The 18,133-nt window shown below is 42.4% G+C and carries 16 protein-coding genes; 5 read left to right on the forward strand and 11 right to left on the reverse strand.

Annotated elements, in window-relative coordinates; translation table 11 throughout:
- Nucleotides 1-4: 4 nt before the first annotated feature.
- The 6 genes from carB to argC all read right to left on the reverse strand — a co-directional run bounded on the left by carB (nt 5) and on the right by argC (nt 8,680).
- Nucleotides 5-3,226 carry a carbamoyl-phosphate synthase (glutamine-hydrolyzing) large subunit gene (gene carB / locus ACQYAD_RS01385; protein ID WP_430234787.1) on the reverse strand — a complete coding sequence of 1,074 codons (3,222 nt, stop codon included), beginning with the start codon at nt 3,224-3,226 and terminating at the stop codon, nt 5-7.
- Entirely contained in the window at nt 3,213-4,295 is a 1,083-nt protein-coding gene (locus ACQYAD_RS01390) for a carbamoyl phosphate synthase small subunit (RefSeq protein WP_430234789.1), read from the reverse strand. Before ACQYAD_RS01390 ends, carB begins: the two co-directional genes overlap by 14 nt.
- Nucleotides 4,296-4,313: 18 nt before the next feature.
- Nucleotides 4,314-5,501: an acetylornithine transaminase gene (locus ACQYAD_RS01395; RefSeq protein WP_430234791.1), complete on the reverse strand. Its 1,188-nt coding sequence runs from the start codon at nt 5,499-5,501 to the stop codon at nt 4,314-4,316.
- On the reverse strand, nt 5,498-6,298 hold the full coding sequence (gene argB, locus ACQYAD_RS01400; RefSeq protein ID WP_430234793.1) for an acetylglutamate kinase: 801 nt from the start codon (nt 6,296-6,298) through the stop codon (nt 5,498-5,500). Before argB ends, ACQYAD_RS01395 begins: the two co-directional genes overlap by 4 nt.
- 11 nt (nt 6,299-6,309) lie before the next feature.
- A complete protein-coding gene (gene argJ, locus ACQYAD_RS01405) occupies nt 6,310-7,536 on the reverse strand; it encodes a bifunctional ornithine acetyltransferase/N-acetylglutamate synthase (RefSeq protein WP_430235181.1) in 1,227 nt (408 codons plus the stop codon).
- A gap of 97 nt (nt 7,537-7,633) precedes the next feature.
- The gene (argC, locus tag ACQYAD_RS01410) at nt 7,634-8,680 is read right to left on the reverse strand and encodes an N-acetyl-gamma-glutamyl-phosphate reductase (protein ID WP_430234795.1); all 1,047 of its coding nucleotides are present in this window, start codon (nt 8,678-8,680) and stop codon (nt 7,634-7,636) included.
- 1,350 nt (nt 8,681-10,030) lie between these two features.
- On the opposite strand from argC, the gene ACQYAD_RS01415 reads away from it, so the two are divergent.
- The gene (locus tag ACQYAD_RS01415) at nt 10,031-10,537 is read left to right on the forward strand and encodes a DoxX family protein (protein ID WP_430234797.1); all 507 of its coding nucleotides are present in this window, start codon (nt 10,031-10,033) and stop codon (nt 10,535-10,537) included.
- Between the two features lie 68 nt (nt 10,538-10,605).
- Here the strand turns inward: ACQYAD_RS01415 and ACQYAD_RS01420 are convergent, their stop codons facing one another.
- Nucleotides 10,606-10,833: a hypothetical protein gene (locus ACQYAD_RS01420; protein WP_430234799.1), complete on the reverse strand. Its 228-nt coding sequence runs from the start codon at nt 10,831-10,833 to the stop codon at nt 10,606-10,608.
- Between the two features lie 210 nt (nt 10,834-11,043).
- Between ACQYAD_RS01420 and ACQYAD_RS01425 the strand changes: the two genes are divergently transcribed.
- Entirely contained in the window at nt 11,044-11,298 is a 255-nt protein-coding gene (locus ACQYAD_RS01425) for a YpbS family protein (protein WP_430234801.1), read from the forward strand.
- 121 nt (nt 11,299-11,419) lie between these two features.
- Here ACQYAD_RS01425 and ACQYAD_RS01430 read toward each other — a convergent pair whose 3' ends face one another.
- From ACQYAD_RS01430 to ACQYAD_RS01440, 3 genes are all read right to left on the reverse strand, one after another.
- Nucleotides 11,420-12,148, reverse strand: coding sequence for an amino acid ABC transporter ATP-binding protein (locus ACQYAD_RS01430; protein ID WP_430234803.1), 729 nt, complete (start codon nt 12,146-12,148; stop codon nt 11,420-11,422).
- Complete coding sequence (locus ACQYAD_RS01435; RefSeq protein WP_430234805.1) at nt 12,145-12,789, reverse strand: amino acid ABC transporter permease; 645 nt, start codon at nt 12,787-12,789, stop codon at nt 12,145-12,147. The genes ACQYAD_RS01430 and ACQYAD_RS01435 overlap by 4 nt, the downstream gene beginning before the upstream one ends.
- Nucleotides 12,790-12,850: 61 nt before the next feature.
- Nucleotides 12,851-13,624 carry a transporter substrate-binding domain-containing protein gene (locus ACQYAD_RS01440; protein ID WP_430234807.1) on the reverse strand — a complete coding sequence of 258 codons (774 nt, stop codon included), beginning with the start codon at nt 13,622-13,624 and terminating at the stop codon, nt 12,851-12,853.
- A gap of 234 nt (nt 13,625-13,858) precedes the next feature.
- Between ACQYAD_RS01440 and ACQYAD_RS01445 the strand changes: the two genes are divergently transcribed.
- The 3 genes from ACQYAD_RS01445 (at nt 13,859) to ACQYAD_RS01455 (ending at nt 16,904) form a co-directional block, all read left to right on the forward strand.
- Nucleotides 13,859-14,080 carry a heavy-metal-associated domain-containing protein gene (locus ACQYAD_RS01445; RefSeq protein WP_430234809.1) on the forward strand — a complete coding sequence of 74 codons (222 nt, stop codon included), beginning with the start codon at nt 13,859-13,861 and terminating at the stop codon, nt 14,078-14,080.
- 150 nt (nt 14,081-14,230) lie between these two features.
- Entirely contained in the window at nt 14,231-16,126 is a 1,896-nt protein-coding gene (locus ACQYAD_RS01450) for a heavy metal translocating P-type ATPase (protein ID WP_430234811.1), read from the forward strand.
- A gap of 70 nt (nt 16,127-16,196) precedes the next feature.
- The gene (locus ACQYAD_RS01455) at nt 16,197-16,904 is read left to right on the forward strand and encodes a Crp/Fnr family transcriptional regulator (protein ID WP_430234813.1); all 708 of its coding nucleotides are present in this window, start codon (nt 16,197-16,199) and stop codon (nt 16,902-16,904) included.
- A 54-nt stretch (nt 16,905-16,958) separates the two neighbouring features.
- Here ACQYAD_RS01455 and ACQYAD_RS01460 read toward each other — a convergent pair whose 3' ends face one another.
- Nucleotides 16,959-17,978 (reverse strand): Gfo/Idh/MocA family protein, encoded by a 1,020-nt coding sequence (locus tag ACQYAD_RS01460; protein ID WP_430234815.1) that lies wholly within the window; start codon nt 17,976-17,978, stop codon nt 16,959-16,961.
- Nucleotides 17,979-18,133 lie beyond the last annotated feature (155 nt).

Genomic DNA, 18,133 nt, shown 5'->3' on the forward strand with positions numbered 1-18,133 from the left:
CCCCCTAGGATAAGCTTTTTTCCATTTGATAGTATTCCCCAACCGTTCTTACCACAGCTTTTTGAGGGGATTGCTTCCAAAGACCAATAATCGCCTTTACGGTATCTAAATGGGTAAAGGATGGAATCGTAAAACGTGTGGCCTGTTCGCGGATCGCAAAACCGAATTTGCGGTCATCGCGCCCTTGATTTGGAATATTGATCACAAGACCGACCTCTTGTTTTTTGAAAAGATCTATAAGCTGCTGTTCATTTTTGATGATGGTCTCAACAGCAATGCCATTCTTTTGTAAAAATTGCGCCGTTCCTTCGGTTGCCGCAAGTCTGCACGCCTGCTTTGCCAACGACCCCATTATCGGTAGGCTTTCGGCTTTTGCACGATCAGAAATCGAGCATAGAATTAGCTTTTCGCTTGCAGGCTGATCCGCCAGCAGTACTGTTTTATCAAGCGCCTCTTGGAACGTAGAACCGAGGCCAAGCACTTCACCGGTTGATTTCATTTCAGGGCCAAGAATCGGATCCACCCCTTTTAACTTTCCAGAAGAAAAAATTGGCTTTTTCACTGAATAATAACCTGGCTCTTCCAGCAGTCCTTGTTGAGGGCTAAGGGTTGCTGCCGCGGCACCTAATTGAACCTTTGTTGCCCACTCGATCAGCGGTACACTGGTGACTTTGCTGATGATTGGCACGGTTCTAGATGAGCGCGGGTTCACTTCAAGAACATATACTTTCCCATCATTTATGACAAATTGAATATTCATGATCCCAACAATCGGCAATGCTTTCGCGATTCTGCCAGCATAATCAATTAACGTTCCCTTCATCTCGGACGTTAAAGTCAGCGGCGGAAAAATTGAAATGCTGTCGCCGGAATGAACACCGGCTCGTTCAATATGCTCAAAAATTCCGGGTACAAGAATTTCCTCGCCATCGCTGACAACATCCATTTCACATTCAAGCCCTGGCACAAACCGGTCAACCAATAGCGGCCACATTTGTTCATAGGCATTTTTCTCGATCTGCTCGACATAGTGAATCAACTCGTCTTTTGAATAAAAGGTAAACATCGACTGTCCGCCAATCACATAGGATGGACGAACCAATACTGGAAAGCCAAGTTTTTCGGCCGCTTCGAGCAGCTGATCGGAATGGGCAGCAATTTCACCTTCAATATGCGGAATCGCCAAGTTTTCAAGCAATTGGTAAAATTCTTCCCGATCCTCAAGCCGGTCGACATTTTCGACAGCCGTACCTAAAATCTTTACACCTTCTTCTTCTAATGCATGGGCAATATTGATGGCCGTCTGCCCGCCAAATTGAATCAGTACACCTTCGACGTTTTCTTTTTCAACCACATTTAATACATCTTCAACCGCCAGCGGCTCAAAGTACAGACGATCGGCAATTGAAACATCGGTGCTGACCGTTTCCGGATTATTATTGATCACGATCGCTTCATAGCCCATTTTCTTGATGGCTTTTGCCGCGTGTACGGAACAGTAATCAAACTCAATGCCTTGGCCGATTCGAATCGGCCCGGAACCGATGACAAGGATTTTTCGTTGATCTGACTCTTCCACCTCATCAACCCCTTGCCAAGTGGAATAGTAATACGGTGTGGCAGCATCAAATTCAGCCGAACATGTATCAACCATCTTATAGCCAGGAGCCCAATTCAGTTCCTTCCACTTCATGCGGATTTGTTTTTCCGTAACGCCGTAAAGTTTGGCAAGCAAACGATCGGATACATTGCTGCGCTTTGCCGTTTTCAACAATGTAATGGGTGCTTCCTCCCATGTGCAGGTTGACAGCTCAAGCTCCAGTTCTACTGCTGCTTTTATTTTCACCAAAAACCACTGATCAATTTGCGTCAGCTGCATTACTTTTTCCAGGGCCATCCCGCGCCGGAAGGCTTCTGCAATCATAAACAAGCGCTGATCATTGGCGGTTTCCAGCATTAAGATCAAATCTTCCGTATCAAGCAATTTGGCAAATTCATGGCCTGTCAGGCTGTAGGTATTCAATTCAAGTGACCGGATCGCTTTGTTTAAAGCTCCTTCAAAGGTCCGCTCAATTGCCATCACTTCCCCGGTTGCTTTCATCTGCGTACCAAGCGTGCGGTTCGCTTCGGGAAATTTGTCAAACGGGAATCGCGGCAATTTCACGACAATATAATCAATCGCCGGTTCAAACGATGCGAACGTGTTGCCGGTAATCGGATTAAGAATTTCGTCCAAATGATAGCCGATTGAGCATTTTGCCGCCATTCTTGCAATCGGGTAGCCGGTTGCTTTTGACGCCAAGGCCGATGAACGGCTGACCCGCGGATTGACTTCGATGATATAGTATTGGTTTGATTCAGGATGAAGCGCAAATTGAATATTGCAGCCGCCGATGATTTCAAGTTCTCTGATTACTTTAATTGAAGCGTCGCGAAGCATTTGGTACTGCACATCGGTTAATGTCTGCGACGGAGCAACGACAATCGAATCGCCGGTGTGAACGCCGACCGGATCCATGTTTTCCATATTGCAGACGATAATGCATGTATCATTCGCGTCACGCATGACTTCGTATTCGATTTCCTTCCAGCCTTTAATGCTTCGTTCCAAAAGAACCTGGTGGATCGGGCTTGCAGCCAACCCTTTTTTCAGTACGACTTCAAGTTCTTCCTCGTTATGGGCAAAACCGCCGCCTTCACCGCCTAATGTATAGGCAGGACGGACAATGACAGGGTAGCCGATTTTCTCAACAAACTGGACGCCCTCTTCAAAGCTGTGAATGATGCTCGATTCCGGAATCGGTTCGCCGATTTCAAGCATCAGGCTGCGAAATTTTTCGCGGTCCTCGCCTTTTTTAATGGATTCAACCGAGGTCCCGAGCAGTTTCACCCCGTGCTTTTGTAAAATTTGCTTTTCAAAAAGTTGAACGGCCAAATTCAGTCCGGTCTGCCCGCCCAATGTTCCGATCATGCCATCAGGCTTTTCTTTTTCGATGATTTTTTCGATGGTTTCAGCGGTGAGCGGCTCCATGTAGACCTTGTCAGCGATCGCTTCATCGGTCATAATCGTCGCCGGGTTGTTATTGACGAGGACAACCTCGATTCCTTCTTCTTTTAAAGCAATACATGCTTGCGTTCCGGCATAATCGAACTCGGCGGCCTGCCCGATCACAATCGGCCCCGATCCGATGACAAGTACTTTTTTCAAATTTTTATCGAATGGCATAGCGAGTCTCTCCTAAAGAACTAATCTGTTTTACAAAGTCAGTTAAAATATGTGCTGTATCGCTTGGCCCCGGATGGGCTTCCGGATGAAATTGGACAGTCTGGATTGGGTAATGGACATGCTTTAATCCTTCAATTGACTGGTCATTGACGTTTCGATAAGTAATCTCAAATACTTGTTTGTCAATGCTTTCATCCATCACGACATAGCTATGGTTCTGTGCTGTAATCTTTACTTTGCCTGTCAGCAGTTCCTTTACCGGATGGTTGGCGCCGCGGTGTCCATAGGCGAGCTTCGTCGTTTTCGCCCCATAGGCAAGCGCAATGAGCTGGTGCCCAAGGCAAATTCCTAGTGTCGGAAAATGTTCTGTTGTTTTCTTTATTTCAGGCAGCCATGATTTCAGCTCCATCGGATCACTAGGCCCGTTGCTTAACAACACCCCGTCAGGAGACAATGCTTTCACTTGTTCAAACGTCGTATTGTATGGTACGACGGTAACCGTGCAATTTTCTTCTAAAAGTGCAGTTAAAATCGATTTCTTATAGCCAAAGTCCATCAAGACAACATGTGGACCATTGTTTTTGTACGTAACGGCTTTTTTGGAGGAAACTTGAGCAACCCAAAACGGCTGTTTGGCAGGTGCAGGAAAGGCGGATGAATCCAGTTTTTCACTGCTTATGATTGCCTTTACAGTGCCGCGGCTGCGAATCGTTTTCACAAGCAGCCGGGTGTCCACCCCAGCAAGCCCGGACACCCCGGCTTTGCTTAGTTTTTCAGAGAATTTTTCAATGGATTGATAATGGCTTGGCGTTTCGCATAAATCACTGATCACGACACCGGCAAGTGATGGCGTGATGCTCTCGTCGTCCAGTGCATTCACTCCGTAATTGCCGATGATCGGATAGCAAAAGGTAATGATTTGCCCGGCATATGATGGATCTGTGATGATTTCCTGATAGCCTGTCATACTTGTGTTAAAAACAACTTCACCAAACGAGTCATTACATGATCCGATTAACGTTCCTTCAAAAACTTCTCCTGTTTCCAAAGTAAGGTATCCTTGTTTCACTCATCCCACGCCTTTCTTCTATATACTTTGGAAAGCCTTCTTCAGCTTACCGGTAAATTCGTTGATTTCTTCAAGTGATGCTGTAAGCGGCGGCAAAATTCGGACAACATCCGGACCTGCGGTTAAAATCAGCAAGTTTTCGGCAAGCGCTTTTTGAACAATCGCCGGGGCAATGCCGTCGACGACGATTCCCTTTAAAAGTCCTAAACCGCGGATGTCTTTGATGACGTTGAATTCGTTCTTTAATTCAGCTAATGTTTCATCTAAAACGGCGGCGGTTTCCTTCGCTTGTTCCAGCAAACCGCTTGTTAAAAGATAATTTAACGTTGCCAGGCCTGCAGCAGTTGCCAGCGGGTTGCCGCCAAATGTGCTGCCGTGGCTTCCTGGATCAAATGCTTTTGCCACTTGTTCTTTAGCAATGATGGCGCCAATCGGAAAACCCGATCCAAGTCCCTTGGCAACACTGATCACATCCGGCTCAATTCCATATTGCTCGTAGGCAAACAATGTTCCTGTGCGTCCCATGCCTGTTTGGATTTCATCGATCATCAGCAATATATCGTTTTCTTTGCAAATCTCCTCAAGTTGTTTTACCCATTCAAGGTCTGCCGGAATCACGCCGCCTTCTCCTTGCACCAGTTCGAAGAGAACGGCAGCCGGATTCAGCTCTTTCAACTGTTCAAGTGCAGCCGGGTCATTGTATGTCAAATAGTGAAAGCCTGATACCAATGGAAGAAAGCCTTGCTGAATTTTCTCTTGACCTGTTGCCGACATGGTGGCAAGCGTTCTTCCGTGGAACGATTGTTTAAAGGTAATGACTTGGTATGAATCTTTGTTTTTTATTTTTTGCGCGTATTTTCTCGCCAGTTTGATCGCTGCTTCATTTGCTTCCGCCCCGCTGTTGCAAAAGAAAACTTGATCCCCAAAGGTATTTTTCACAAGCAGCTCGGCCAACGCCTGCTGGTTTGGAATATGGTACAGATTGGAGCAATGCCATAAGTTTTGCAATTGTTCCTCAAGTTTTTCTTTTACCGGATCGGGTACATGGCCTAAATTGCAGGTAGCGATTCCGGATGTAAAATCTAAATATTGCTTGCCTTTGTCATCCCACACATAGCTGCCTTTTCCTTTTACAAGTGTTACCGGAAAGCGGCCGTAGGTGGCCATCAATGGTGAAATCGTTGATACACTTGATTCATTTGTCATTTTACGAGCACCTCTTCTAACACAATTTTTGTCCCAATGTCTTTGCCGCCTACATAGTCAAGCAAACTATTTTCCTGAAAACCATTGATGATTCCAACTTCAGGGATGTTATGAACTAGGCCGTCAATCGCAGCTTTTGCTTTTGGAATCATGCCACCCCAAATCGTTTGATCCGCAATCATCGCTTCGAGTTTCGATTTCGTAATCTTTGCAAGCCGTTGTTTCTTGTTGTTTTTTTCGATTAAAATTCCCGGTATATCGCTGATAAAGCAAAGGTTTGCTTCCATCGCCTTGGCAATTGCCGATGCTGCGACATCGCCATTGATGTTATACCTTTGACCCTTTTCATCCACCCCGACTGGCGAGATGACGGGAATGTAGCCTTGCAAGATGACCCCTTCAAGCAATTCCTTGTTCACTTTAACGACTTCTCCTACATACCCAAGCGTTTTGTGATCTTTGCTCGGCACTGCTTGTAACAATGCTCCGTCAACACCGCTGATTCCAAGTGCGGTGCCGCCTGTTTCGTTTAGGTTTCGAACGACTTGTTTATTCACCGATCCGCTTAAAACCATTTCGACAACATCCAGCACTTCGTGGGTTGTCACACGCAGTCCATTTACAAAGGTTGTTTCGACGTCTAATTTTTTTAACAATGAAGTGATGAGCGGCCCGCCGCCGTGAACGATAATCGGCATCCATTTGCCTGATTGCTGTAGCGAAACAATATTTTGATAGAAGGATTTTGGCAAATTTTCCAAAACACTGCCGCCGCATTTAATGACTAGATACTTCATTCCTCTTCACCTCACGTTCGGTATGACGCGTTTATTTTGACGTAATCGTATGTTAGGTCGCAGCCCCACGCTGCGGCATCGTTATTCCCTTGGTTTACTTCTACCGTAATGTGAACATCTTCCTGCTCCAAATAAGCTTTGACCTCTTCTTCGATAAACGAACAAGGCAAACCTTTTTCAAATACTGGAAAATCACCAATCGAGACACTGATAGCATTCGGATTGACTGGTACACCGCTATAACCGATCGCACAAACAATTCTTCCCCAGTTCGGATCCGTTCCGTAAATAGCTGTTTTTACGAGATTAGAAGAAATAATCGCCTTGCCCAGTGCTCTTGCATCCTCTATGCTTGCGGCGCCCTTCACTTGAACTTCGATTAATTTTGTTGCCCCTTCGCCATCGCGGGCGATTTTTTTCGCAAGAGCTTCACAAACCAGCTTGAAGCCATCCATAAACAGCGGCCAATCCGGATGATCCTGTGTCAATTTTTCGTTTCCAGCGAGGCCATTTGCCATCACAAGCACCATGTCATTCGTGCTTGTATCCCCATCAACGGTGATCATATTAAATGTTTGGTTTGTCGTTTCTTTTAGGACAAATGATAAGTCTTCGTGATCAATATGGGCATCTGTTGTGACAAAGCCAAGCATTGTTGCCATGGTTGGATGAATCATTCCGGAACCTTTAGCCGCCCCACCGATGCTGACCGTTTTGCCGTTAATCGTTAGCTGTACGGCAACATGTTTCACATCCGTGTCCGTTGTTAAAATGGCGTGTTCGAAATTGCTAACATCCTCATGCTGAAGCTCGAGAATTTCGCCGATTCCAGCTTGGATTTTCTCGATTGGTAATGGTTCGCCAATCACTCCAGTCGATGTGACGGCAACAAGATGTTCCGGTATGCCAAGTTTTTTGGCAAATTCGCTTTGCATCGTTTTCGCATCATTGATTCCTTGTTCGCCTGTGCAGGCATTGGCATTTCCGGAATTAACGAGAATCGCCTGTACCTTATGTTCTTTTGCGAGACTCTCTTGGGTAACAACAAGCGGTGCGGCTTGAAAAACATTTGTCGTATAGACGCCAGCAACAGCGGCAGGCACTTCTGATAAAATATAGCCCAAGTCAAGTTTGTTTTGCTTTATACCACAGTGCATTCCCCCTGCGATAAAACCTTTTGGCAATGTAACATTCCCATCTTCAAGAATGACAATTTTTTTATTTGAAATGGCTGGCATCAATACAGTCTTCCTCCTTCATCTTGGTGAACCGGTTTTTCAACCTTTTTTCTATGGATACATTGGAATACCGGCAAGACTAATCTTGCTTCGTTTTTTATGGATACATCGGAATATCGGTAAGACCTGTTGCCTCATCCCAGCCATTCAGCAAATTCGCATTTTGAATCGCCTGACCCGATGCCCCTTTTACCAAGTTATCAATAACAGAAATGATCGTGAGCCGCTTCGTTCTTTGATCAACATGTAAGCCGATATCGCAGTAATTGCTGCCCCAAACCTCTTTCGTTGCTGGCATATTGCCCTCTTTGCGAATGCGGACAAACGGTTTATTTTTATAAAAATTTTCGTATAGGGCAATCATTTCAGCCGTGGATACTGATTCCGACAAGTTGGCATAAATCGTCGCCATGATTCCCCTTGTCATCGGGACAAGGTGGGTGGTAAACGTTACGGTCATTTCCTTGCCGCTCTCGTCTTGTAAAATTTGTTCGATTTCCGGTATATGCTGATGGGCACCCATTTTATATGCCCGCAAATTTTCATTGATTTCGGCATAATGGCTTGTTAGGGTGAGCCCTCTGCCTGCACCGGATACACCGGATTTTGCATCAATGATGATTGACTTGTTATCAATTAAGTTTGTTTTTATAACTGGAATCAAACCGAGCAATGAAGCTGTCGGGTAACAGCCCGGATTGGCAATTAATGATGCTCGCTTAATTTGATCTGGATAAATTTCACTTAGCCCATAGGTGGCCATTTCCAAAACGGCTGAATCCGCCGGTGAATGTTTATACCATTTTTCGTATTCCGCTTGCGAATGGAGTCTCAAGTCGCCGGAAAGATCGATGCACTTCAACCCTTTGTCAATCAGCTGCGGCACAAGGTTTTTGCTGATCCCCGATGGTGTCGCCAGAAAGACGATTTCATTTTTTTCAGCAATGGCTGCCGGGTCGAATGCTTCCAGCGGCTGCTCAATTATTTCGGACAGGTGGGGATAGACATCTTTAAAACTCTCTCCAGCCTGTGAATTTGAAACAACTGTGCCAACTTCAAGAATCGGATGTTTATGGAGTAGCCGTACCAATTCAATGGATCCATACCCCGTTCCGCCAATAATCGCTGCTTTCACTTTCTTCATCTCCCACATATCCTTCTTATTGAATTATTATACTGTCTATTCAATATTTATACAATCATTTTATTACCCAATTTTCGATTATTGTGGAAAGTTGTTAATATTCACTGTGTAAACGTTTTCAATTTGATTTGATTGGATATGCAAAAACTATACAGGTTTTCCGCGGTTTGTATGGATTTTAAGCTTGATAAGGAGGTTTTTCATTTCAAAAAAATAGATACCGTTCCAGTTTGATTTGTATGGAATCAATCTTAAATTTTGGATTTTTGAATAATCGTAAATTTTTGTCTTGTATTTTGTTTGTATGGGTGATGGATTTTGAAAAGGGTGGATCTGTGGTCCGTGGGAATTGTGGTTCGCGGGAATTGTTCCGATATCCACGGATTTTGGTCTTTTATCCGCGGGTTTTGGTCTTTTATCCGCGGGTTTTCGACTTTTATCCGCGGGTTTTCGACTTTTATCCGCGAAATCCCACCTTTTATCCGTATTTGTCACTTTTCGGACAAATCTACCTGCTGGCGTGGCAGCTGCCCCACTCGTATCCGCGGAAATTCTGCTTTTATCCGCGAAACTTGTCCAGGTATCCGCGGACTTTTTACTTTTATCCGCGGGTTTTTGCCTTGTATCCGCGGAATCCCACCTTTTATCCGTATTTGTCACTTTTCGGACAAATCTACCTGCTGGCGTGGCAGCTGCCCCACTCGTATCCGCGGAAATTCTGCTTTTATCCGCGAAACTTGTCCAGGTATCCGCGGATTTTTTACTTTTATCCGCGGGTTTTCGCCTTGTATCCGCGGAATTCCACCTTTTATCCGTATTTGTCACTTTTCGGACAAATCTACCTGCTGGCGTGGCAACTGTCCCACTCGTATCCGCGGAAATTCTGCTTTTATCCGCGAAACTTGTCCAGGTATCCACGGATTTTTTACTTTTATCCGCGGGTTTTCGACTTGTATCCGCGGAATTCCACCTTTTATCCGTATTTGTCACTTTTCGGACAAATCTACCATCTAGTGTGTCAGCAAAACCATACTTTTCCCCCTGTATACTTAAAAACAAGTATCCCTAAATACGGAGATATCTACTAATTTGAACGAAATTATTTTATTAGGTTTAATCATTTGGCCAATCTAATTGCTATAATAGTAATGAACAGTTTTATCGTGTTAATCAAAAAAAGATTTTATCCGCAGCGGATCAGGAAAGCCTGTGGACAGTTCATACTTTGTTCAAACCATTTTGACAAAATAGTGAAACTCTGAATAAATCCCCCTTTTTATTGGATTAATTTGCTATATTGACAGTGTACTTAATATATCATTATAAAAAATTTAAAAAGGAGTGAGTTTCATGGTTAAATGGTTGAGAGAAAATACGATCGCTTCAGGGATTTTAGCACTTCTACGTCTGTACTTAGGCTACGAGTGGCTGACAGCAGGATTTCACAAAATCACCGGTGGATTCGATGCTTCAGGCTTTCTAAAAGGCGCCGTTGCCAATCCGGTAAAAGGCCCGGATGGCAGTATTGTTTATAGCACGTATGTTGGTTTCTTAAAAAGCTTTGCACTTCCAAACTCCGGTATTTTTAACGTACTTGTGCCTTGGGGAGAATTTTTAGTTGGATTAGGCCTTATCTTAGGATGCTTAACGACTGCAGCAATGTTTTTCGCACTGGTAATGAACTTCTCTTATGTTATGGCTGGTACAGTTTCTTCCAACCCATGGGACATCTTGATTGGAATGTTCATCGTATTTGCCGGATACAATGCTGGAAAATTCGGTTTAGACCGCTGGGTGATCCCTTATATCCGCAAAACTGTATTTAAACAGGATGAATCAATAAAACAAGGCGCGTAGCTTATAATCAAATAAAATAAAAAGCGTCTCTGCTCTAAGTTGAACTTGAAGCCGAGGCGCTTTTTTATTTAAAATAATTCATCCTTCTCTCCTTTTAATGCCACTCTGTTTTCAATCCAATTTCCAACTTGTGTAAGAATTGCGAATACAAAAAAGAAATTCATTGCCCAAACGTTAATAAATGGAGCAATTCCACCAAATTCAATCGTTCCCATTCCTTTAAGCTGCATAACGATCACCGATTCAATATACAGTAGAATAAAACCAAGCACCCCTGACAAAGCCATACGAATCATCCCATTGTTCCCCTTTCGTTTCTTAATTTTTGACGTTTTTGTGACAGCTTTAATACACATTATAGTACGAAAAATGGAAAAAATAAAATCCAAAGACCTAAATTTTCAGTTTTTTTCAAACTGATTTTGGTACATTCTTATTTTGGCTTAACTTATCCTATTTTAGTTGTTACAATGATAAAAAAAGATACAGAAATCGGAGTGAACGAAATGAGTGTTCATCAAGCGATCACAAACCATGTCAATAAGCAAAATAAACGGATAAACGAATTTATCGCCCTTGATCAACAGCGGGAGCTTTATATTGAAGAAGCCGTTCAACGATGCAAGGAGGGCAAAGCTTTTTCAACCGAGAAAATTAACGAAGTGACGAAGCAAATAAATGAACTTGCCAAACTAGGAATTGTTCCCAGTCGTAAACTTGTAACACCTGAAATGGTTCGGGAATATGTGGAGAGGAAATAAAATACTATCAAAAAAACCAGGAATCGCAAAAGCGATACCCGGTTTTTTCTTTAAATGATCAATTTTTATGCAGGGATAACTTTGCATGAGTTTTGGAACTTTGCAACGCACCTTTTTGGATTTACAGCACTTTGCTCAAAAAGGATTTGGTTCGCTCGTGCTGGGGGTTGCTGAATAATTCATTTGGTTTGTTTTCTTCTACGATGTAGCCGCCGTCCATGAAGATGACACGGTCGCCTACTTCCCGGGCAAAGCCCATTTCATGTGTGACAACGACCATGGTCATGCCTTCTTTTGCCAGCTGCTTCATGACTTCCAGAACATCGCCGACCATTTCGGGATCCAACGCAGAAGTTGGCTCATCAAACAGCATGATTTTTGGCCGCATGGCGAGCGCCCTTGCGATTGCAACCCGCTGTTTTTGACCGCCGGAAAGCTCTCCCGGATAGCTTTTTGCCCGTTCGCGCAATCCTACCTTTTCAAGCAGTTCAAGCGCCGTTTTTTCTGCTTCGTCTTTTGCTTGGCCGCGAATCTTGATTGGACCTAATGTGATATTTTCTAAAACCGTCATATGCGGGAAAAGGTTGAATTGTTGAAAAACCATCCCGACCTCTTGCCGAACTTTATTCATATTGATCTTTGGATCGGTAATATGGTGGCCATTGATGATGACTTCGCCGCCTGTGATTTCTTCAAGGCGGTTCAAACAGCGTAGAAATGTACTTTTACCCGAACCGGAAGGCCCGATGACACAAATGACTTCTTTTTCCTGAATTTCAGCATTAATGTCTTTTAACACTTCATGATCGCCATACGACTTTCTTAAGTTTCTCACTTTAATAATGCTCATCGAAGTTCAAACTTCCTTTCTACAAAATTCGCAAGCAGTGACAGTAAATAAATAACGATGAAATAAATCACACCAACAGCGAGCCAAATTTTGAAGGCCTCAAACGTAGCTGAAGCTTGAATTTGTCCTTGCTGAGTCAAATCAGCAATCCCGATAACAGATAAAAGTGACGTATCTTTTAAGCTGATAATTGATTGATTTGTAATCGTTGGCAGCATTCTTCTAAATGCCTGCGGCAAGATCACATACCGCATCGCCTGAGAGCTCGTCAGACCGATGGAGCGGGCAGCTTCTGTTTGCCCCTTGTCAATTGATTGAATCCCTGCGCGGATAATCTCGGCAAAATAGGCACCGGCATTAATCGCAACAGTGATAATCCCAGCGGTCATATTATCTAAAGAAACAAGATGCAAGGAATTGACGCCAAAATAAATGAAAAACAATTGAACAATAAAGGGCGTTCCCCGGATCGCATCAACGTAAACTTTGGCAATCCAGTTTAGAATTTTAATAGGCGACAAGCGAAACAGTGCCATAATTAAACCAATTAGAAAACCCAATAGGATCGCAATAATAAAAATATAAACCGTTACTTGTAATCCTTTAAGCAGCATCGGCAAAGCCGCAGCAATAATATTCATTACGATCATCTCCTTCAAAAAGAAAGCGCGCACGATGCGCGCCTTTCACAAATTGATACCATTATTTTTTTCCTAAATACGTTTGAATGATTTTGTCATAAGTTCCGTCTTTTTTCAGCTCATCAAGACCCTTATCGATTTTTTTCAATAAATCCTGATTTTGCCCTTTCAACACGGCAATTCCGTATTTGTCGCCGTTTAGGCGGTCACCGACAATTTTCAAGCCAAGGTCTTTTTGGGCAATGGCATAGGAAATAACAGGATAGTCTTCAATCAAGGCATCAGCGTTTCCATTGGCTACTTCCTGGAACATTGCTGGGCTGTCATTAAATTGAACAACATTAATCCCTAGTTTAGCCGCATTGTCTGTTGCATATTTGGCACCAGTTGTTCCTTTTTTAACAGCTACTTTTTTGCCTTTCAAATCGTTGACAGATTTAATGGTAGTATTGTCCTTTTTGACAACAACCGTTAAACCGGCATCAAAATAAGGCTGTGAGAAATCCACGATTTTCTTTCTTTCATCGGTAATACTCATACCTGCAATGGCAACGTCAAGCTGATTTGCTTGCATGGCCGGAATAATGCCGCCAAAATCCATTGGGACTAATTGAATTTTAAATTTTTGATTTTTGGCAATGGCATTGATTAAATCAATATCGATTCCTTTGTATTCGTCACCGACTTTAAATTCAAATGGAGGGTAAGTGGTGTCAACACCCACTTTATAAACCTTTTCAGTTCCACCCTTATTGCCTGCCGCATTATTGTTACCACAAGCAGCGATAACAAGGGTAAAAAGTAAAATCAAACTAAATATTCCAAATTTTTTCACTTCATTCACTCCCTTTGTTCTATCTAAATACAGTTATTTATTAATATAACATAAAATCAGGACAAATCACCAGGTAATTTGTCCCTCCTGATTCATATCCTCTTTTCAATTGACAATAATTTAAAATTCACAAAAATCATCAAAATGATTAAAAATCGGTTCTTGACCCTCATCAATTTTTTCTGACATTCGATGGCTTAAAATAAAGCCATAAACCAAAAGGAGGCTATTCAAATGGCAAAAGCAGTATTTCAATTAGAACCATTAACATGTCCATCTTGTATTAAAAAAATTGAGGCAGTTCTCAATAAAACTGAGGGTGTAACTACAGCGGTTGTTCTATACAATCTAAGTAAGGTGAAAACAGAATTTGATGAATCACAAATTGAAGCAAACCAACTAGAAAATATGATTAAAAAATTAGGCTACGAAGTTCTATCTGCAAAAGTTTCATAGTTGCTTGCAACAAGCAAACAGTTGCAAGCAAAGAAAGCGAGCGCCCCGATACCCTATCTTATAACCAGCTCTATTTTAAATAGTTTGAAGAATGGTTGTAAGCCTTCTTTTCAATCTAAACTAAGTTTTCGATACTAAGGAGGAATGAAAATGATCCTTGTCTTCAATCGATTTCGACAGCCCATCATCGTTATTTCGTTTGTTCTTATCCTAATTGGGCTTTTTTTAGAGGGAGTTGGAATGAGTGAATTGAACGCAATTGCGCTTATGCTTGCAACCATTATCGCTGGCATGCCAATTGCGATAAAGGCTTTACAATCAATCAAAATGAAACTATTTAGCATTGATTTATTAGTCATTATCGCTATTATTGGGGCGATCTACATTCAAGAATATACGGAATCTGCTATTGTTTCCTTTCTGTTCTTGTTTGGGGATTATTTAGAAATGCGAACACTTGAAAAAACGCGTTCATCGTTAAAAAGTTTAATCGAAATGGCTCCACAAGAAGCGATTGTGATCCGAGGTACACAAACGATCACTCTTCCAGTAGAAAAAGTCATTGAAGGCGACCTAGTACTCATCCGCTCTGGCGGAAAAATTCCCGTTGATGGGAAAATTGTTTCTGGGCAAGCCACCATAAATGAAGCAGCTATTACCGGAGAGTCTACACCTGTTTCCAAAACAATGCATGACAAAGTTTTCAGTGGTGCGCTCGTTGATAATGGCTATATTGAAATCATTGCAGAAAAAGTTGGAGATAACACGATTTTTGCTAAAATCATCGAATTAGTAGAAGAAGCCCAACAAGCTAAATCAAAAACAGAAAAATTTCTCAATCAATTTTCGAAGGTTTATACACCGGCAGTGGTCACCCTAGCGATTCTCGTTTTTTTCTTGACAAAAGATCTTCGCATTGCGATTACCTTCTTAGTTATTGCCTGCCCTGGCGCCTTAGTCATCGGTGCCCCAGTTTCAACCGTGGCAGGTATTGGAAATGGTGCGAAAAATGGGGTTCTTGTCAAAGGCGGCGAGACCATGGACAGATTCTCCAAGGTGGATACACTTGTATTTGACAAAACCGGTACATTAACGAAAGGAAAACCGGAAGTAACTGATATAGAAATTTTTACTAATTTTGAAACAAACACCTTGCTCAGACTTGTTGCGCTAGCCGAAACGATTTCAGAACATCCTTTAGGCCAAGTCATTGTCAAAGAAGCACAGGCAAGGAGGATTAACCTTCATGGAGAAATTAAAAACGGAAAAATTATAAAAGGAAGTGGGATCAGTGCAATAGTGGAAAACACTCCATTAATTATAGGAAATCGCAAGTTAATGAAAGCGGAACAGATTGAGATTTCACAAGAAGTGTCTGATTATGCAGTCATGCGTGAAAAGGCCGGAAACACGGCTATTTTTGCAGCGGTCAATGGAAAAATAGCCGGTATTTTTTCAATTGCTGACCAAATTCGTGAAGATGCCCGAGACTCATTGACTGAATTGAGGAAAAATGGTGTCAAAAAAATGATCATGCTCACCGGGGATAATCGCTACACTGCAGAAATAGTTGCCAGGAAACTCGGCTTAGATGAATTTTATGCCGAATTATTGCCAGAGGATAAAGTACAATATGTAAAAAAATTAAAAGAAACTGGTCATATCGTGGCAATGGCTGGTGATGGGATTAACGATGCCCCGGCCATTGCAATTGCCGATATTGGGCTCGCAATGGGTGAAGGCGGCACAGACATTTCCATGGAAACAGCAGACGTCGTCTTAATGGCAGATAAGCTTAGTCAATTGTCACATGCATTCTCACTTTCAAAAGCAACGATTCGCAATATGAAACAAAACACATACTTCGCCGTCGCCATTGTGTTCACCCTGCTAATAGGAGTATTAAATAATACGATTCATTTAGCATCTGGTATGTTTATTCATGAGGCAAGTGTCTTAATCGTTATTTTAAACGCAATGAGATTAAGTCGTTTTCAGTTAAAAAATCGAAATGTTAACCCCAAATTGCAAGTTGTAAAAGTATAATAGAGTCAAACCCACTGCTGCTCAAACATGCGGTAAACAAAGTAAGCGCCAATTTTAGGGAGTGAATGGAATGGAAAACAAGGAATGTCAACTCTGCCATCACAACCATTCGGATACCCACACTTCATCCTGTGTTTCACTCGTCCCAATTTTTAATCATTTGGAAAATAAGCAGTTACTAGAAGTGATGGACATGGTTTATTCAGCCACATACGAAAAAGGGGAATTCCTTTATCACGCAGGGGACACAGCAGAGACCCTCTATATTGTGAACAAAGGGAAAATACGGATTTACCGATTATCGGAATCTGGCAAAGAACAGTTGGTTCGAATTTTAACACCGGGTTCCTATACGGGAGAACTTGCTTTATTTAAAGAAACCGTTCATGAAGCATTTGCTCAAACAATGGAAGATTCCCAAGTTTGCATGGTCAAACGAAGTGACTTACAAAAACTTTTGTATAAATTTCCGGCCATTTCATTAAAAATTCTAACTGAGTTTTCCAATAGGCTCGATGAATCCGAAAAGCAAACAACACGATTTGCCACTGAAAGTGTGGAAACGAGGATTGCGCTCTTTTTAGCAGAGTGTATGGATGAACATGTGGCAAACGAAATCACATTGCCGATGAGTAAAAAGGACTTGGCATCATACCTAGGAACAACCCCGGAAACCATTAGTCGGAAGTTCGCGCAATTCGAAGACCTAGGGTATATTAAGCAAAAACCAAATAAAAAAATTGAAATCATTGATATTGATGGACTACTCCTTTTGTAAAAGGAATAGTCCATTTTTTGTTAGAAAAATGCTTCTCACCCATTTAGCAAAAGTCTAACACTCATTATCTACTGCCGCCATTTCATTTCTAAAAATTCTTCTTCCCTCTTGATGCGATTTTGCTGCTAATTCATTCAGCTCCGTTAATCGGACAACATCTTCCATTTTAATCTCAGTTTCTGCTCCATTTAAAATCGAGTCTACCCACTGAGTAAATGCCATTGGCCTTTTTTCAGGCAGCTCCGGTTCAAACCATTGCCCATTATTCAACTTCGTACTTCTGATTTTCACATGGCTGTCTTCAACCAAAATCGTGCCTTCCGTGCCAAAAACTTCGAGAATGAATGGGCTCTTTCTTGTGACAAACGATGCTTCCAAAATCCCAATTGCACCGGATTCATATTCAACGATCACAACAGCATGATCATCCACTAGTTTATTTTCAAATTTACTCAAATTGGCTGAAACATGCTTGACATCTCCGCCTAACCGATTGGTCAGATAAATCGGATGCGCCCCAAAGTCGATAAATGCTCCGCCACCGCACAGTTGTTCGTCAAAAAAGGATACCGGCAGCCAGCCATTCGGGTGAGTTTCGGAAGGCAGCGCCCCATCATGCGCAACCTTGCATCTGATTGTATTGACCCTGCCAACTAGCCCATTTTGGATAGCGTCGTGAGCATATAAAAAATACGGTTCCATCAGCCTTGGCAAAGAGACCATCAGCTTCACCTTATTTCGTTCAACTGCTTCATAAATTTCCATGCACTCCTTCACAGTAAAGGCAAGGATCTTCTCAGTAAAAATATGTTTGCCAGCCACTGCAGCACGTAAAATAATCTCTTTGTGCATGGAAGTCGGCGAAGCAACCATCACTGCATCAATGGCAGGATCCGCCATTATCTTTTCCAGTTTTCCTTCGAAAACAACTCCAAGTTCCTTGGCCCATTTTCTGCCTCGTTCCTCCTGCTCATCCCATACCTTCACAATTTTCACATTTGAATTTTCCTTTGCATAGCCTGCATACTCATCGGCATGAACATGCCATCTGCTTAACAGCGCAACTCGCAGCATTGTACAGCACCTCTCCCAATCATTTTTGCCTTTCATTTAATACTATAGAAAAAGAATGGAGAAACTACAAAGGTTTCCAGCAGTTTGAGCCAATTTTCCTCATTTGATCTTCTTGGCATAAACGAGTACAATTAGGGTAATACATAAATACCCCC

Source organism: Neobacillus sp. SM06 (genome assembly GCF_050496765.1).
Taxonomy (GTDB): domain Bacteria; phylum Bacillota; class Bacilli; order Bacillales; family Cytobacillaceae; genus JAEVLT01.

What these genes read in the sequence shown, in the direction of transcription:
- argC (WP_430234795.1), bottom strand. Translation starts at nt 8,680, where the DNA reads ATGAAGAAAGTGAAAGCAGCGATTATTGGCGGAACGGGGTATGGATCC.
- ACQYAD_RS01455 (WP_430234813.1), top strand. Translation starts at nt 16,197, where the DNA reads ATGGAAAACAAGGAATGTCAACTCTGCCATCACAACCATTCGGATACC.
- ACQYAD_RS01460 (WP_430234815.1), bottom strand. Translation starts at nt 17,978, where the DNA reads ATGCTGCGAGTTGCGCTGTTAAGCAGATGGCATGTTCATGCCGATGAG.
- ACQYAD_RS01430 (WP_430234803.1), bottom strand. Translation starts at nt 12,148, where the DNA reads ATGAGCATTATTAAAGTGAGAAACTTAAGAAAGTCGTATGGCGATCAT.
- ACQYAD_RS01395 (WP_430234791.1), bottom strand. Translation starts at nt 5,501, where the DNA reads ATGACAAATGAATCAAGTGTATCAACGATTTCACCATTGATGGCCACC.
- ACQYAD_RS01450 (WP_430234811.1), top strand. Translation starts at nt 14,231, where the DNA reads ATGATCCTTGTCTTCAATCGATTTCGACAGCCCATCATCGTTATTTCG.
- argJ (WP_430235181.1), bottom strand. Translation starts at nt 7,536, where the DNA reads ATGCCAGCCATTTCAAATAAAAAAATTGTCATTCTTGAAGATGGGAAT.
- ACQYAD_RS01435 (WP_430234805.1), bottom strand. Translation starts at nt 12,789, where the DNA reads ATGAATATTATTGCTGCGGCTTTGCCGATGCTGCTTAAAGGATTACAA.
- argB (WP_430234793.1), bottom strand. Translation starts at nt 6,298, where the DNA reads ATGAAGTATCTAGTCATTAAATGCGGCGGCAGTGTTTTGGAAAATTTG.
- carB (WP_430234787.1), bottom strand. Translation starts at nt 3,226, where the DNA reads ATGCCATTCGATAAAAATTTGAAAAAAGTACTTGTCATCGGATCGGGG.
- ACQYAD_RS01415 (WP_430234797.1), top strand. Translation starts at nt 10,031, where the DNA reads ATGGTTAAATGGTTGAGAGAAAATACGATCGCTTCAGGGATTTTAGCA.
- ACQYAD_RS01425 (WP_430234801.1), top strand. Translation starts at nt 11,044, where the DNA reads ATGAGTGTTCATCAAGCGATCACAAACCATGTCAATAAGCAAAATAAA.
- ACQYAD_RS01445 (WP_430234809.1), top strand. Translation starts at nt 13,859, where the DNA reads ATGGCAAAAGCAGTATTTCAATTAGAACCATTAACATGTCCATCTTGT.
- ACQYAD_RS01420 (WP_430234799.1), bottom strand. Translation starts at nt 10,833, where the DNA reads ATGATTCGTATGGCTTTGTCAGGGGTGCTTGGTTTTATTCTACTGTAT.